A 17168-nucleotide genomic window follows, 5' to 3' on the forward strand; every position below is an offset into this window, starting at 1 on the left:
TTATATCGATGGAGTCTGAGCTGACGCAAGTCCTGCCCGATCACACCGGTCAAATTCAAGGTGATGCATGGTCAAAAAAACAGTCCCTGCCTGATCAACCACTTGCGCGTCAAACCGCCGCAAACGCTTGGCAGACCAGGATCGACGCATGAGCACATGTAAAGCGCCATCCGTCAGGGCAGCACCTATACGGATAAAACCCACAGCGTGCAAACGCCACATTGTCATGGCCTCTGCCATGGCAGCAGCGTCGTCAAAATGCCTGGAATATTCTGATGTTATGGCAAGCCACGCGGTTTGCAGCACACCTTCAACCACAAGCATGTCATCAGTATATCCAGAATTGAGGCCGGGGGCAATGCGTGATGGCGGCAAACACAGCGTAGCTGTATATATGGAGTCTGGCAAAGTGGCAAAGGTTTCCACCAGCTGCCAGTCATCTCCCAGACCCGCCGCTTTATAATAGCCCAATACATCTGCCGAATTTTCCCCTGCCGCCTGCGGCGCTTCGATTCCCAGGGGGCGCACATCGCTACGGTGCGCTGCAAGCCACACCATGCCTTCGCTGACAGGCGTGTACAGTGCCGTATGCCGCCCGTTTGGTGTGAGGCTGCGCACAGAAAGCGCGCTATGGCACATGCGGGTCATCACTTTTTCCTGCACCAGCCAGGGCTCGGCCTCAGTGGTAACGCGGCATTCGCGCGTTATGCCCGGGGCAAGCAGCGGCGCATCAAAAAAACGCAGATCGCAAAAACCGGTAACCTTCAGCCACGGCAGGCACTGCCGCGCCCCTTCTATCAGCGCGCTCAGGCTGCGGCATACCGGCAAGGTGGGAGCCGTTGCGCCGAGGACATTGCCACACTGTGCGCCGTGGCTGGACAGAGCACCATCCGCATAGCGGGAAAAATGGCAGCTGCCCTGAAACAGGGTCGCCATGGGCTGGTAGGGCGGGACCGGGTCGGGAAAGACCAGCGGAAACTGCTCTGGGCAAGTGCGCACAAACTGCGTGGCCTCTGGCTCATGGCAGGCAACAGAACCAGCCAGCGCGCCGGGGCGCACCCACACAACACGGGGGGCAGTGCCACACAAAAGCTCACGGGCCAGCATGTCACCCCATTCGTCAAGGCTGGCCCGTTCAGGGCCGTGCAGCATACGGATACCGCGCACATCCAGGCCGCCATCACCAGCCGCTTGCAGCACACGGTCAAGGGGCGCATCAAAAATGCAGTTTTCCATTGTCGGGGCCAGAACCGAAAACGTGCTGACAAATCGCAGGCCGCAGGGCAGGGCCGCATCAAGCGCGGCCTGCAAAAGATCAGCCATGCTGACGGAATCGGCAGCGCCGCACTCCGTTTCAGACAATGCCGAAAGTATCCCCGCCGGAGCAGGCGGAACAAACAGCAGGCCGTCCACGCGCCCCTGCGTATGCGCAAATTCGGCCACACAGGCCCGCAATTGGCTGGCAAGGAGTGCCTTGTCCGGCTTTGGCGACAGCAGCGCGGCCCACTGAGCCGCGTCGCCCATGGGCACGACCTGCGCACCGGCCCTGAGCAGGACTTTGCACTGCTCAAACAGGGGCTGCGGCACACCAATCACACAACCCAGAGGTGCAATACCGCTCAGCAGACGCGGCAAAAGAACCGTATCCAGTACGCACAGTACCAGCACGTCGCCCGGTTGCAGATTGAGCCCCTTGGCGCGGAGGTCCAGCGCCAGCGGCTCAAGGCAAAATGTTTCATCGCTCTCAGCCGGGGGCAGGGTTACCAGAGGCGCATAGCGGCGCAGGGGTTCCGCGCACTGACTGGCCGTGGCATTGGCCGCCTCTGCTGCGGCATTCCCCTTGTCGCCAGGGGCGTGAACTCCGCCAGAAAGCGCCCGGGCAAGGTCGCCGACCGTTGAAACCTGCAACAGATCTTCGAAATTTACGCTAATGCCCAGAGCCTTTTCCACATCCTGAACAATCAAGGGGAAACGGCTTGACCTCAGGGCCAGATCGTACCGCAGATCCATCTCTGGGCGCAGGTCTTCAACAGGTCTGCCGCTGGCCTGCGCAAGAATTTGCAGCACAGCTGCCAGGCTGTCCGCATAGGTTGCAGTCGTGGCATCCGCGATGGGCGTTGCGCTGGTATCCCCACCCTGCTCACCAGCACCGCCAAAATCTCCTGCCTGACCTTCAACCAAGGTCTCGGCTTGCAGGCTTGCGTTTACAGGGCCAGCCACGCCGTTTGCGGGAGTGACAGGGCGCAGGCCGCAATGCGGCGCGGGCTTGCCAGCCAGCAGACGGACATCGCCCGCTGCCGCCAACACACGCCTCTCGACACTTTCACGCGAAAGATAGCCAAGCGAATACAAACGGGCACAGGCCTGCCGCATGCCCTCTACCTCGCGCCCCTTGCGCCCGGCAGCAAAGCACATGGCCTGCGGTTCATTGTCCACCACCAGGCTGCACAGCGTATCCTGAGGGCCAAGTTCAAGAAAATAGCGGATTCCCTCACGGTTCCACATGGCCTGTACGCACTCGCTCCAGCGCACCGAATTTTCATCCAGATCAGCGATGTGCTTGCAGGTGGACGCAGGGTCGCCCGGATAGAACTGCGCATCTATGCAGCTCAACATGGGCCTTGTGGGCGCGCTCATATCAAGAGCACTCAGGCGGCGCAGCGAAATATCGCGCAGCACGCGCATGCTGGGATGGTGAAAAGCCAGGCTCATATTGAGCACAATGGCCGGAATACGGCGTTTGCGCAGGCTTTTACGAGCCTCTTGCAGCACCTCGCGGGGGCCGCTCAGAATAAACTGGTGGGGAGTGTTGTAGTTGGAAACGTAAAGTGCGGGCCACGTGGCACAGGCTTCGTCGATAACACTCATATCGGCGTGTACGGCCATCATGCCCGTTTCGCGGGTGGCCCTGGCCTCCAACTCGCCCATGTGTACGGCGCGGGTGTCGATGATATACCATGCCACCTCGGGCTCTACGATGCCCGACACACACAATCCGATCATTTCGCCAAGACTGTGACCGCAAAAAAGCCTGGGGCTCAGCCCCAACGATGAAAGCACACTCCACTGGGCGTATTCGAGCATAAACACATATGGGAACTGCCAGCGCGTGAGGCTGATCTTTTCCACATCCGTTTCATCCATCAGGCCCAGTATGTCCCAGTCTGCCACAGCAGCAAGGCGGTCCATGGCGGCACGCGCCACAGGAAAATTATCGTACAGCTCCCGCCCCATGCCCGGCCACACAGAACCAAGGCCGCAGCACATCACCGCCAGCGGCGGCACACCAGCATTTCCTACGGGCGCAATCCACAGGCCGCGGTCTTCGAGCCGGGCAAGATCGTTGCTGTCGGGATTGGCGGGCAGAGCCAGCAGTTCCTGCCGCCATGCAGGACTGACCGCACCAATACGCCATTGCTGGCCAGCCTGGTGCAAATTGGCATAACGCACGCCATCAAGGGCAATTTCGTCCTGTTGCATGCCTTGTGCCGTATTTTTGGAGTCCTGATGCATACTTTCGTGCCTGTAAAGGGCCAAAGCCCGGCAACCCGAAAGCCGGGGCAGGGCAAAAAGGGCATTGCAGCCAATTGTGTAACGGACTATGTTAGAAGATATCTAGGAGCTTGTCCAGCCAGCACCCGCCGAACCCAGCGCAATTGCCTTGCAAATAAATCCCTCACCGCCTGAATATCGAGAACTGACGCCGCCATAATCGTTGCTTGCCATAGTTTCTTGCTTTGGCTATATTCATCCCTTACAATGTTGCGCCTGCCGTTTGCAGCCCCCATTCGGTTTCATCGGTCAGGCTATTTTGGACAAATTTACGAGGATGAGGCATGAAGAACAACCATTCCTGTCAGGCTGGCCAAGAGGCGGCGCAAACTCCCGCCGCCGCCGAAAGCAGCGCTTCCGGATTCAACCGCACGCGTTCCAAGCTCGCCTTTGATCGGCTTGTGGAAATGGGAGCCAAGATGGGGATGGAAAATCCTCTGTTTCTTTGCCACGAACGTGCGGCCAAGGCCACCACGTTTATTTCTGGCAAAGAATATCTCAACTTTTCCACATACGATTATCTGGACATAAACGGGCACCCCGAAATCACCAAGGCAGTTGCAGAAGCCGCCGCCATTTACGGCACGTCGGCTGGTGCCAGCCGCCTTGTGGGTGGCGAGCGTCCGCCGCACCGCGAACTTGAACAGGCTTTTGCCAAGCTGTACGGCGTGGAAGACTGCATCGCCTACGTGAGCGGGCACGCCACCAACGTTTCCACCCTGGGCTTTCTTTTTGGCCACCGCGACGCCATTTTCCATGACGGCCTGGCTCACAATTCGCTTGTTCAGGGCGCGCGCCTTTCCAGCGCCACCCGTTATTCATACGCCCACAATGACTGCGACGCCCTTGAAGAACTGCTCAAGGCCAAACGCGGCGAGCACAAGCGCGCCGTTATCGTGACGGAAGGCCTGTTCAGCATGGACGGCAACATTCCCGATCTGCCGCGCATCATCGAACTGAAAAAGCGCTACGACTGCATGCTGCTGGTGGACGAAGCCCACTCGCTGGGCGTGCTTGGTGCCACTGGCCGTGGTGCGCACGAATATTTCAATATCGACCCCACAGAAGTGGACATGTGGATGAGCACGCTCTCCAAGTCCATGTGCGGTTGCGGCGGTTTTATTGCCGGACGCCACGAGCTCATCGAATTCCTCAAATACGGTTCGCCGGGCTTTGTGTTCAGCGTTGGCATGCCCCCCATCATTGCCGTGGCCTGCCAGAAGGCGCTGGAAATCATGCTGCGTGAACCCGAACGCGTTCACAAGCTGCAAAAGATCTCTCAGTTCTTTATCGAATACGCTGCCAGCATCGGCCTTGATACCGGCGCTGCCCAGGGCTACGCGGTTGTTCCCGTCATGGTGGGCGACCCAATGGTTGCGGGCTTTTTGTCCAATGCGCTGTTCAAGCGCGGCATCTATGTGATGCCCATTACCTTCCCGGCTGTTAAGGAAGGCACTGACCGTCTGCGCTTCTTCCTTTCTGCCGCGCATACTGAAGAACACATCCGTCAGGCGCTGGACGCCGTGAAAGAAGAAATTCCCAAGGCATGGGCCATTGTGGATGACTACAAGCGCCAGCACGCCAGCGAGGGCGGCGAAGCGTAAATCCATTGCGACCCTTGTGGAGGTCGAACTGTTGCCGGAACGGGCGTGAATGCGCCCGTTTTGCCGCCAAGCCCGGCGGCAAGGATCGGTCTGTTCGCATTTTCTGGGCAGGCGACCCTACCGCCTGCCATGCCGGGCCTAATGGCCCGGCTCTTGTTTGCACCGGAGAAAACCATGACGCACAGTACAGGCGCAGATGCAGACAAAGGCGCATCAAAACCGAATTCTGAAGATCTGCCGCTTATAGCATATGTTCTGCTTTGGTTTCCCCTTTCTTCCGAAACCTTCATTTTTCGGGAGGTCGTGCAGCTCATGGCGCGCGGCCTGCCCATCCGCGCCTACACCATGTATGGCAAAAGCCTGAGCGGGTGCAGCGAAGAAATGCGCAACTTTCCCGGCCCGGTGGACCGTTTTGGAGTGGGGGGCACACTGCGCATTCTCAAGGCATTTATCCGGGCGCTTTCAAACAATCCGCTCAAGGTTTTGAACCTCATGCGCAAGGGCTTTTTTCGCCGTATGCGCAACATGGAATCGCTGGGCGAAAATGTCTGGTGTTTCATGGCGGGTTTTCTGCTTGCAGAACTGTGTGAGCGTGATGGCGTCAAGCTCATCCACTCGCCGTGGGCCAACGGCCCGGCCACAGCCGCCTGGGTGGCATCGCGCCTGACGGGCATTCCCTTTGCCTTCACTGGCCGCGCTGGCGACATATACCCCGAAGATGGCCTGCTGCGCGAAAAATCAGCCGATGCGCTTTTTATCCGCACCAATAACCACGCCAACGTAAACTGGCTGCGCAGCTTTTGTCCCGATGGGCAGGAGCACAAGGTGCATGCCATCTACAACAGCCTGACATTTACGCCCAAGGGGCAGTGCGCAGTCAACATGCGCCCCCCCTACCGCCTGCTTGCCGTAGGCCGCTTTGCGCGCACCAAGGGATTTCCTGATCTGCTCACCGCCATGGCTCGTCTGCAACGCGAAAATATCCCCGTGAGTCTCACCCTTGTGGGCGATGGCCGCTGGCGGCTCAAGCTCAAGGGCATGCGCGACCGCATGGGGCTTCAAAACATCGTTCACATGCCCGGTTTTATCCCGCACGATCAGATCTGCGGGTACATGCTCGACCACGACATGCTCATCATGCCCAGCGTCGTGCATTCAAACGGCGACCGCGATGGCATTCCCAACGTCATCATGGAAGCGCTTTCGCACCGCATGCCCGTTATTGCCACAGATGTATGCGGTATTTCTGAAGTGATCATCAACGGCGAAACAGGACTGCTCACGCCCCAGCGCAATCCCCGTGCCCTAGCCAATGCCGTGCGCCACATGGTTGAAGACCGTGAGCACGCAAGCCGCATGGCCGAGGCAGGACGCGCACGCGTTGAAAAAATGTTTGACCGCGAAAGCAACATTTCTGCCCTGTTGCGCCTGTATGTCGATGAAAGCCAGCAGTACTGGCTCACCAACGGCAACAAGGGCGACAGGCAGGCGGCAGACACCCCTGGCTGCGGGCACGTGGCTTCTGGAGCAGCAGAACACGCATGAGCGCCCAACAGCCGCTCTATCTGGTTGTCAGCCTGGACGTTGAAGAAGAGGGGCTCTTTGGCGGGCATTACGCACGCCGGGGCTTTTCCACGCGCAACACCGCCAGCCTGAACACACTGGAGCCTTTTTGCAGTATGGGCATTCGCCCAACACTGTTCTGCGCCCACAGTGTGCTGGCCGACCCGGCCTCGTGCGAAAGCCTGTCCATGCTGCGCGACCGGCATCATGCCGAGATCGGGGCACATCTGCACCACTGGAACACCCCGCCGCTGCCACTGGACGGAACGGACAATACGCTGCCCGACACGGCAGACCGCGTTCCTGCCGCCGCAGTTTCAGACACGCTTTTTTCCGCCAAGCTCGCAACGCTCATGGAGGCAGGCCGGGCACTGCAAGGCCAGCCCATGACATCCTTCCGCATGGGCCGCTGGGATCTGCACCGCAGCCACTGGCCGCTGCTGGCCGCTGCCGGTATTCTTTGCGATGCCTCGGTACGCCCCCTGCACAGCGCCGCCAGCTCCATGCTTGGGCCAGACCATTTTGACGCCCCCGGTAATCCCTACTGGGTAACCACGGGCCAGAGTAAAATTTTTGAAGTTCCGCTCACGGTCACGCCCCTAACGCCTCAACTTCCCCGGCTGTTGCGCGCCTTGCCCGCAACCCTTGCCGCCAGAGCCCGCGCAAGCTTCAAGACCTGGGGAGCCCTGGCCCTGCTGCCTGTCTACCACCCCCTGTGGGCCATGTGTGCCGTCACCAGACTGTATGCGGCACGAGGCGGGCGAGTGCTGTCACTGACCTGGCATTCATCCGAAATGATGCCCGGTTGCACCCCCCATCTGCCAGATGCCGCTGCGGTAAAAAATTTTACCGGCAAAGTGGGCAAATGGCTCAACTGGCTGCACCGGCATTACAGCGTGTGCTGTCTGACCATGGACGAACTGCGCCACGAACTGGGGCCATCTGCGCCCACCCTTCATGGCGCTGGCGACTGGTCGAGCTGAACAGCCAGCAAACAGACGCAGTTTTTGTAGCCACCACAACAGTTGTTGACCATTTTGAACAAAGAAGCGGAACAGGATCAATACCCAGCAGCCCGCTGAGAAAGCCTGCCGCATTTGGAGTAAAGCATGACGGAAACCAGCACCCAGGCCTCCCGCCCCGCGTTCTCGACGGGCCTGCCGCATGTGGCCTATGTTCTGCTGTGGTATCCCCTTTTCACCCAGCCCTTTATCTTTCGCGAAGTAGAAGGCCTCAAGGGCCTGCTCCCGCTTTCTGTATACAGCCTGTATGGCCCCAACCTGCGGCACTGCTCCAATGAAATGCGTGCCGTAGCGGGTGAAACGCATACCTACGGCATGCGCGCCCTGGGCCGTGTGCTTGGCGAATGCTTTCGTCAGGTGCTGCTGCACCCCCTGCGCACCGGACGGCTCTTCCGCAAGGCCATCTTCCGCCACTGGCGCAGTTGGGAAACCCTGGGCGAAAACCTGTGGGCCTTTTGCATCGGCATGTATCTGGGACGCCTTTTTGAAGAATCCGGCATAGACATGATTTATGCCCCCTGGCCGCGCGGCACAGCTACCGCTGCCTGGGTGGCCGCGCAGATAGCTGGTGTGCCCTTTGCCACAGCCGCGCGCGGCGACAATCTGGAGCCAGCCGACCCGGACCTTGGCAACAAGCTTTCGGCGGCATTTTTTGTTCGCGCCAATAACGAAGCCGACAAAAAGCGCATAGAAGTTTTTGACAAGGGGCAGGCCCTGGGCAAGGTAGAGCTTATTTACAACAGCCTCACACTGCCGCCCCTGCCGCCCGAAAACGAGAGCACTGTGCCATCTGCCCAGACGCAGGAGCCTGTGCCCATGGACCGCCCGGTACGCCTGCTGGCCCTTGGCCGGTTTGACGTCACCAAGGGTTTTGACGTGCTCATCAAGGCCTGCGGCATTCTGCGCGACAGAGGGCTTGATTTCAGGCTTACACTGGCGGGCGGCGGCGGTGCAGTTATGGGCCTTGGCCGCATGGAAGCCGAAATTCTGCGGTTGCGCGAAACCTTGCACCTTGAGGACAGGGTATCCCTGCCGGGCATTATTTCGCACAACGAGCTGCCGCGTATTCTGGCCGAGCACGACATTTTTGCAGCCCCCTGCGTGGTGCATGAATCCGGGCGGCGCGATGGCATTCCCAATACGGTCATTGAGGCCCTGGCCTATGGCCTGCCTGTGGTCAGCACCACGGTCAATGCCCTGCCAGAGGTGGTGATCGACGGCAAAACCGGCCTTGCCGTGCCGCCCAACAACCCAGAGGCTTTGGCCGATGCGCTATTGCGCCTGGCAGACAATGCCCCGCTGGCCCAAACCCTTGCGCTTAACGGCAAGCATCTTGCGGCAGCCATGTTTGACCCCACCCGCAACAACAAGCGGCTGGCAGATGTTTTCATCAAACATTATACGATCTGGAAGAAAAAATGTGCGGCATAGCAGGCATTTGCCAGATAGATTCCACACCTCTCGCGCCTGAGGCCGGGCAGTGGGTCAAGGCCATGACCGACCGCTTGGCCCACCGGGGCCCGGACGGCGAGGGCCAGTGGAGCCACGGGCCTGTGTGCCTTGGACACAGAAGGCTTTCCATCATCGACCTTTCCGGCGGCGGGCAACCCATGCACAGCGCCGATGGGCAACTGACCGTCACCTTTAACGGCGAGATCTACAACTACGCCGACCTCAAAGCCCAACTGACCGCCCTGGGTGGCCGGTTTCAGACCAACTCTGATACCGAGGTCATTCTGGAAGGCTACCGCATCTGGGGGCCAGACTGCCTTGCGCGTTTTGACGGCATGTTTGCCTTTGCCCTGTGGGACAACCAGCAACGTCGGCTGTTCTGCGCCCGCGACCGCTTTGGCAAAAAACCCTTTTTCTACACCGTGCAACACGGCAGACTGTATTTTGCTTCCGAGCTCACGGGGCTGGAGCAGCTCAAGCACCTGAGCCTGAGCACCGACCCGCAGGCCATCATGCGCTACCTGGCCTACGAATACGTGCCCACGCCGCACTGCATGTACACCGAGGTGCAAAGCCTGCCCCCCGCACACATGCTGCTGGTGGACGAGGGCAATGTCCGCATTGCCAGATACTGGGACATGCCCACGCCCAACGAATCTGACCGCCGCAGCGACGAGGAACTGTGCGAAGAGCTGCGCAATCTGCTGGCACGGGCTGTGCGCCGCCGCATGGTCAGCGATGTACCCCTGGGCGTTTTTCTCTCTGGCGGCATTGATTCTTCCATAGTGGCCGGGCTCATGGCCCGCCAGTCGTCCACCCCCATCAAGACTTTTTCCATCGGCTTTACCGAGGCCAGCTACGACGAATCTCGCTATGCCCGCATAGTGGCCAGGGCCTTTGCCACCGACCACCACGAGCGCGTGCTTTCTGCCGAGGAATGCGCCGACACCCTGCCCGGCATCATCAGCCGCATGGATGTGCCCATGGCCGATGCTTCGGTGGCCCCCACATGGCTGCTTTCGGACGTTACGCGTGAAAAGGTCACGGTGGCTCTTGGCGGCGACGGCGCAGACGAACTGTGGGCTGGCTACGAACACTACATCGGCTTCAAGGTTGCCCAATGGTACAACGCCGCCCCGGCCGCTCTGCGCACAGGCGTGATCGAGCCTCTGGCGGGCATGCTGCCTTCCTCCGCCGGGTACATCAATCCGCGCCTCGCCGTGGCCACCTTTTTGCGTGCGGCCCACGCTCCAGCCTGGCAGCGCGTGCAGACCATGCTTACGGCCTTTACACCTGAAATGCAGGAACAGGTGCTTGATGCGGGCTTCAAGGCCCGTCAGCCCGGTTTTCTGGCCCCTGAAGTGCTCTTTGCCCCCACACGCGAGCAGTACGATCACTGGCAGCCAGAGAATAGCGCTTCGCCTCTGGCGCGCGCCTTTCATGTCTATGCCCGCCAGTTCATGCTCGACGATATTCTGGTCAAGGTTGACCGCTGCTCCATGCTGCACAGCCTTGAGGTTCGCGCGCCCTTCCTCGACAAGGATGTTGCCGAATTTGCCGCCCGCCTGCCCCTCAGCAAAAAACTGCACGGCTTCAAGCGCAAGTGGCTGCTCAAAAAGGCATTTGCCGAGCTGCTGCCCGAAGAGATTCTGCACCGCAACAAGCGCGGCTTCCAGATTCCAGTGGCCCAGTGGCTGCGTGGCCGCATGCGGCCCCTCATGGAAGACCTGCTGAGCGAAAGCGCCCTCAAGGCACAAGGCATATTCAACTATCAGGCGGTACGCTCCCTGATGGACGAGCACATATCGGGCAGGGCAGATCTGCGCAAACCCCTGTGGACACTGCTGGTATTTCAGCTTTGGTGGCGCGCGCGCCATCCCTGATGCACACCTTCTTGCCACCACGGCCAGAGTGCTTATAATACATAAAGACTGCGGCAATACAGGCCGCAAAAAATCTGTTTGAGAGGAAAACGCATGACCAGCCAGATCAAGACTGTTTTTCTGCTTGCCCTGCTTTCCGCCATTATCATAATGCTCGGCGGCCTCATGGGCGGCCGCACAGGCGTCATATTCGCCTTTGGCCTCGCCCTGATCATGAATGTGGGCAGCTACTGGTATTCTGATAAAATCGTGCTCTCCATGTACAACGCGCGTGAGCTCGCACCAGAAGAAGCCCCGTATCTGCACAAAATTGTTGAAGAACTTTCCCACAATGCGGGCATTCCCAAGCCCCGCGTCTGTGTAGTGCCCGAAGAAGCACCCAACGCCTTTGCCACGGGGCGCAACCCGGAGAATGCCGTGGTTGCTGTTACCGAGGGCATCATGCGCCTGCTCTCGCCCGAAGAACTGCGCGGCGTGGTTGCCCACGAAATCGGCCACATCGTCAACCGCGACATTCTTATCCAGACCATAGCGGGCGTCATGGGTTCTGCCATTGTGACCCTTGCCAATATTTTTCAGTTTACGGCCATTTTTGGCGGCGGCAACCGTGACGAAGAAGGTGGCAACGTCAACCCCATTGCCGCCATTGCCATGGCCTTGCTGGCTCCCATGGCCGCAGGGCTTATCCAGATGGCCATATCGCGTTCGCGCGAGTATCTGGCAGACGACACAGGCGCAGAGCTGTGCGGTCAGCCCCTGGCCCTTGCCGGGGCACTGAACAAGCTGGGCATGGCCAGCGGCCAGATTCCCATGCAGGAAGGCAACCCAAGTACGGAACAGATGTTCATTGTTACCCCCATGTTCGCCCACGGCGGCATGGCAAGCCTCTTCAGCACCCATCCGCCCCTGGAAGAACGCATCCAGCGCCTGCGCGCCATGGCTGCTTCCCGGCGCTGAAACCACAGCACATGAGGTCGATAATGTACGCACGCCTTGTTTGCACTGCCCTTCTGGGCCTTGCTCTGGTGGCCTGTACCAAGGCCCAGACCGCCCAGAATGCAGCACCCGCTGCCCCGGTTGAACCCTGCCCCTTCGTGTACACCTATGCCCCAGGCAACTATATTGTTGATATTGCCAGCGGCTCGGAAGTTATTCTCGACCCCGGCGTGCAGGAATTCGACCTGTTCTGTTCGCCCGGCGATGCCAGGGCTGCCGTCAACGAAGCCGTGCGGCTGGGCGTTTTGACAGAAGGCGACTGGCGTATTTATCGCGTGGAAGGCTCCATGGAAGAAATCGGCCAGCGGCAGCACAATAACCAGCATACTCTCGCGCGTATGACACAGATTGTTGACTGGGTTGCCGAAAAGCTCTAGGCCGCAAGGCTGACACTACCGCAAACAATAAAAATCCCGGTGCGTACTGCGCCGGGATTTTTATTGTTTGCGGCTGACAAACTAGTTTTTGCGAAACACCATGGTCATCATGTTGCCCCAAAAAGGCGGTGAGGGTTCACCCGGTTCCTGCCCCCTGCTTCTTGCCTCCACGGCCCGGCTTACTGCCTGAATATCATCGGTGGGGCAGGCATAGGGGGTTTCCTCATAAAAAAACGTCTGCCCCACTGTGGTACATCCCAGAGCCGCAAATTCGCCTGCCAGCGATTGCGGCGTATAGCCCACACAGTCACAGGGGGTCAGACTGAAACGAAATCTTTTACCAAAAACCTGGTGGCAAAAGGCCTCCATGTTGGGCTGGGCCGTCACATACACAAGCCCACCGGGCGAGAGCAGCGAAGCCGCCTTGCTGAAAAAGCGGCGCGGCGTCTGCACATACTGCAAAACGCCGCGAAAAATAATCAGGTCGTAGCCGGGGGCAATTTCCAGATCAGGAAAATACCCTTCCTGCACAGGATACCGTTGCGCGGCCTTGACCGCTGCCTCGTGGCCAAACTCCACGCCGTGGCATGCGTGCCCGGCCGCAGCAAACATGTCCAGAAACTGACCGTCTGCGCAGCCCACATCAAGCACCCTGGCCCCTGGCTTCAGAAACTGCGCTATGTACTCATAATCCACAACATACATGCGCTTGCGCTGTGCGCATTCCTCCTCAACGGCGCTGTGTTCACGGTTCTGGTAATCCTGCCAGTACGCCGACAAACCGGCAGCATTGAGGCGGTGGTCACAATAGTACGCGCCGCAAGCGCACTTTTGTGCCATCACGCCCGTGCCGACCTCATAGGCAACATGGCAGTGCTGACCGCCACACACTGGGCATGTGGCAACTTTTTCCAGATAGCATTGGTTAAAAAAATCTCCTTCCATAACTTCCTCCGCTCTCAAACCCTAAAACGCGTTTTCTTATATGTCCAGCAACGCACGATAGACGGGATCAAGACTGATGCTGGCCTGATGCTGGCCTGATGCTGGCACATAGAACAAGCATGGGGGAGAATTCGGAAGCAATGCATTGCACACAAAAGGCCCGCACCGTTCAGGCAGAACCTGAACGGTGCGGGCCTTTATCAGACGCCAGCAAAAAATAGCGAAACGATCAGTCTACGAGCGGTAGTCAGAATTAAGGCTCACGTATTCATGCCCAAGGTCGGAAGCCTGAAAATTATAAAAACCCGTGCCGCCGCCCAGATCAATCTCGACCTGAACATCCTTGGCCTTGAGCAGTTCAGCCAGTGCGTCTTCCTTGTCTTCGTTCACAGGGCAGCCCAAACGGAAGCGCTCAATACCACACAGCTTCATGCTTACCTTGGCGGGGTCGAACTTTGCGCCGCTGTAGCCCACGGCGGTAACAATACGCCCCCAGTTGGCATCGCCGCCGTAGATGGCGGTTTTGACCAGCTGCGAGTGCCCCACGCTGCGGGCCACGGTGCGGGCCTCGTCGTCGCTGGCAGCGCCGGTTACGGTGATATGGATGACCTTGCTGGCCCCCTCACCGTCCATGACCAGCATGTGTGAAACCGTACCCAGAATATCGGTCAGGGCTTCTTCCAGCAGGGCCAGATCTGCCGCACTTTGGGCCACCACGCCAGAAGCGCCGTTGGCAAGCCCCAGAATGGTGTCGTTGGTAGAGGTGTCGCCGTCAACACTCACACGGTTGAAGGTTTTTTCCACAGCGCGGCCAAACATGGCCTGCCACGGTTCACGCTCTACCTTGGCATCGGTAAGGGCAACGCAGAGCATGGTGGCCATGTTGGGGCAGATCATGCCCGCACCCTTGGCCATGACCGTAAGGCGCACTGTGCCGCCCGCAAGCGTCACCTCGCGCATGGAAAATTTGGGAAAGGCATCTGTGGTCATAAAGGCCCTGGTAAAGCCTTCGGCATCGCGCGTGCCAATGTTTTTGACCAGCTGGGGCACAGCCTCAAGCCACAGATCCATCTTGAGGTGCGCGCCCACAACGCCGGTGGAAAGGGGCAGAATTTCATCGGCCTCAAGCCCGGTCAAACCCGCAACCATAGCCTGGGTGACGCGGCAGTTGGCAAGGCCTTCGTCACCTGTGCAGGCATTGGCCTGGCCAGAATTGGCCAGAACAGCACGGGCTGTGCCGCGACTTGCCAGAATTTCCTGGCACACCAGCACGGGGGCGGCCTTGAACAGGTTTTGGGTAAACATGCCCGCCAGCACGGCGGATGTGTCTGAAACTATAATGCCAAGGTCATCGCGGCCAGCCTTTTTAAAACTGGCAGCCGCTGCACCGGCCCTGAAACCCTTTGGCAGATCGTTCTGCATCATCTACTCCATAACATCGTTGACTGTGCCGCAAGCGCTTCGGCTGGTTCCGAAGCCCGTGCCGTATGACCAATACCTTTTGCGTTAAGGCAGAATGCACTTTTCCCGCGCGGGCAACAACCGCAAATTTGCCCTAAAAAGCAAGGCGGGGGAGGAAACTGTTACGCTTCCTCCCCCGCCGTATAAACCTTGTGCGGCTATGCCGCACAGATCAGACTATGTGCGGCTCTTCTGAATTTCTTCAGCAATGGCAGCGGGCACGCGTTCGTAGTGGTCGAACTGCATGGTGAAGGTGGCGCGGCCCTGAGTGCGCGAACGCAGGTCGGTGGCATAGCCGAACATGGCGGAAAGCGGAACCTGAGCGCGAACGCTCTGTGCGCCGCCAGCGCGGGCTTCCATGCTCTGCACACGGCCACGGCGGCCATTGAGGTCGCCCATGACGTCGCCAAGGTATTCTTCAGGGGTAACCACTTCCACGTCCATGATGGGTTCGAGCAGCACAGGGGTAGCCTTGCGCATGCCGTCCTTGATGGCCATGGAACCGGCCACATAGAAGGCCTGTTCGGAAGAGTCAACTTCGTGGTACGAACCGAAGATCAGGTTGACCTTCACGTCCACCACGGGGAAGCCAGCGAGCACACCGGCTTTCAGGGCGTCGTTGATACCCTTGTCAACAGCGGGGATGTATTCCTTGGGAATGACGCCGCCGGTGATGGAGTTGACGAACTGGTAGCCGTTGCCGGGGTTGGGCTCAACCTCGATAACAACGTGACCGTACTGGCCGCGACCACCAGACTGCTTGGCGTACTTGAGGTCCGACTTTGCAGGCTTGGAGATGGTTTCGCGGTAGGCGACCTGGGGCTTGCCCACGTTGGCGTTCACGCCAAATTCGCGGGTAAGGCGGTCAACGATGATTTCCAGATGCAGTTCGCCCATACCGGCGATCAGGGTCTGGTTGGTTTCGTCGTCGCCCTTCACGCGGAAGGAGGGGTCTTCCTTGGCCAGCTTGTTCAGAGCGGCAGAAAGAGCATCGCGGTCGGCCTTGGTCTTGGGCTCAATGGCCACTTCGATAACAGGATCAGGAATATTCAGCGATTCCAGGATCACTTCGCGCTTTTCGTCGCACAAGGTGTCACCGGTGGAGGCGTTCTTGAGGCCCACGAGAGCAACGATGTCGCCGGCGCCAGCCCATTTCACGTCTTCACGCTTGTTGGCGTGCATCTTGAGGATACGGCCAATACGTTCGCGCTTGCCGGTGTTGGAATTGTACACGGTCATGCCGGATTCGAGGAAACCGGAATAAATGCGGAAGAACGAAAGGTGACCGATGAAGGGGTCGGAGAAAAGCTTGAACACCAGACCGGCAAAGGGTTCCTTGTCGTCGCAGTGGCATTCGACAATCTCGTCTTCCTTGCCAGCGATGTGGCCGGGCATGGCCGGGATGTCCACAGGAGAAGGCAGGTAGTCCACCACCGCGTCGAGCAGGGGCTGCACGCCCATGTTGCGGAAGGCAGAACCCAGCAGCACCGGCACGATGTTGCGGGCAATGGTGGCCTTGCGGATGCAGGAGATCACTTCTTCTTCGGTAAGCGCCTCGCCGCCAAGGTACTTTTCGAGCAGCACTTCGTCTTCTTCTGCCACGGCTTCAAGCATTTCGTGATGCTTTTCGTCGTACAGATCCTTCATGTCGGCAGGTACGTCTTCGATGGTGAATTCCGCACCCTTGGAGGACTTGTCGAAACGGATGGCGTGCCCACGCACCAGATCTACCACGCCTTCAAATTTGTCTTCGCTGCCGATGGGCAACTGCAAGGGCACGGGTTTGGCACCCAGGCGGTCGCGGATCATGTCCACGCAGCGGAAGAAGTTGGCACCGATGCGGTCCATCTTGTTCACAAAGCAGATACGCGGAACATTGTAGCGGTCAGCCTGACGCCACACGGTTTCAGACTGGGGCTCAACACCGGCAACGGCGTCGAACACGCACACCGCGCCGTCGAGCACGCGCAGCGAACGTTCAACTTCGATGGTGAAGTCAACGTGGCCGGGGGTGTCGATGATGTTGACGCGGCAGTCTTTCCAGAAGCAGGTGGTCGCGGCAGAGGTAATGGTGATGCCGCGTTCCTGTTCCTGCTCCATCCAGTCCATGGTGGAGGCGCCGTCGTGCGTTTCGCCAATCTTGTGGTTAACGCCGGTATAAAAAAGAATGCGTTCGGTGGTGGTAGTCTTGCCTGCGTCAATATGGGCCATAATGCCGATATTGCGCTGTTTGTTTACAGCAACGGTGCGGGACACGGTGTTTCCTCCATACTGCGGATGCGGTGTGGTGCAAAGCCGACGCCGCTTCCTTGC

General features: G+C 59.1%; 11 protein-coding genes. 7 read left to right on the forward strand and 4 right to left on the reverse strand.

Annotated elements, in window-relative coordinates; translation table 11 throughout:
- Positions 1-3480 carry an acyltransferase domain-containing protein gene (locus ACE3NW_RS10890; RefSeq protein ID WP_374283292.1) on the reverse strand — a complete coding sequence of 1160 codons (3480 nt, stop codon included), beginning with the start codon at positions 3478-3480 and terminating at the stop codon, positions 1-3.
- Positions 3481-3836: 356 nt separating this feature from the next.
- Between ACE3NW_RS10890 and ACE3NW_RS10895 the strand changes: the two genes are divergently transcribed.
- The 7 genes from ACE3NW_RS10895 to ACE3NW_RS10925 all read left to right on the forward strand — a co-directional run bounded on the left by ACE3NW_RS10895 (position 3837) and on the right by ACE3NW_RS10925 (position 12449).
- Positions 3837-5156, forward strand: a complete 1320-nt coding sequence (locus tag ACE3NW_RS10895) for an aminotransferase class I/II-fold pyridoxal phosphate-dependent enzyme (RefSeq protein ID WP_374283294.1) — start codon at positions 3837-3839, stop codon at positions 5154-5156.
- 174 nt (positions 5157-5330) lie between these two features.
- Positions 5331-6701: a glycosyltransferase gene (locus ACE3NW_RS10900; RefSeq protein ID WP_374283296.1), complete on the forward strand. Its 1371-nt coding sequence runs from the start codon at positions 5331-5333 to the stop codon at positions 6699-6701.
- Entirely contained in the window at positions 6698-7702 is a 1005-nt protein-coding gene (locus tag ACE3NW_RS10905) for a glycosyl transferase family 1 (RefSeq protein WP_374283298.1), read from the forward strand. Before ACE3NW_RS10900 ends, ACE3NW_RS10905 begins: the two co-directional genes overlap by 4 nt.
- A 126-nt stretch (positions 7703-7828) precedes the next feature.
- A complete protein-coding gene (locus ACE3NW_RS10910; RefSeq protein ID WP_374283300.1) occupies positions 7829-9172 on the forward strand; it encodes a glycosyltransferase family 4 protein in 1344 nt (447 codons plus the stop codon).
- Complete coding sequence (gene asnB / locus ACE3NW_RS10915) at positions 9160-11076, forward strand: asparagine synthase (glutamine-hydrolyzing) (RefSeq protein WP_374283302.1); 1917 nt, start codon at positions 9160-9162, stop codon at positions 11074-11076. The genes ACE3NW_RS10910 and asnB overlap by 13 nt, the downstream gene beginning before the upstream one ends.
- A gap of 93 nt (positions 11077-11169) precedes the next feature.
- Positions 11170-12033 (forward strand): zinc metalloprotease HtpX, encoded by an 864-nt coding sequence (locus tag ACE3NW_RS10920; protein ID WP_374283304.1) that lies wholly within the window; start codon positions 11170-11172, stop codon positions 12031-12033.
- Between the two features lie 23 nt (positions 12034-12056).
- Positions 12057-12449: a DVU_2496 family lipoprotein gene (locus ACE3NW_RS10925; protein ID WP_374283306.1), complete on the forward strand. Its 393-nt coding sequence runs from the start codon at positions 12057-12059 to the stop codon at positions 12447-12449.
- Positions 12450-12530: 81 nt separating this feature from the next.
- On the opposite strand, the gene ACE3NW_RS10930 is transcribed toward ACE3NW_RS10925, so the two are convergent.
- From ACE3NW_RS10930 to fusA, 3 genes are all read right to left on the reverse strand, one after another.
- Positions 12531-13394, reverse strand: coding sequence for a class I SAM-dependent methyltransferase (locus ACE3NW_RS10930; protein ID WP_374283308.1), 864 nt, complete (start codon positions 13392-13394; stop codon positions 12531-12533).
- 234 nt (positions 13395-13628) lie between these two features.
- Positions 13629-14816: a bifunctional glutamate N-acetyltransferase/amino-acid acetyltransferase ArgJ gene (gene argJ, locus ACE3NW_RS10935; protein ID WP_374283310.1), complete on the reverse strand. Its 1188-nt coding sequence runs from the start codon at positions 14814-14816 to the stop codon at positions 13629-13631.
- A 216-nt stretch (positions 14817-15032) separates the two neighbouring features.
- Positions 15033-17111: an elongation factor G gene (fusA, locus tag ACE3NW_RS10940; protein ID WP_374283312.1), complete on the reverse strand. Its 2079-nt coding sequence runs from the start codon at positions 17109-17111 to the stop codon at positions 15033-15035.
- Between the last annotated feature and the right edge of the window lie 57 nt (positions 17112-17168).

Source organism: Desulfovibrio sp. (genome assembly GCF_041907885.1).
Classification (GTDB): Bacteria; Desulfobacterota; Desulfovibrionia; order Desulfovibrionales; family Desulfovibrionaceae; genus Desulfovibrio.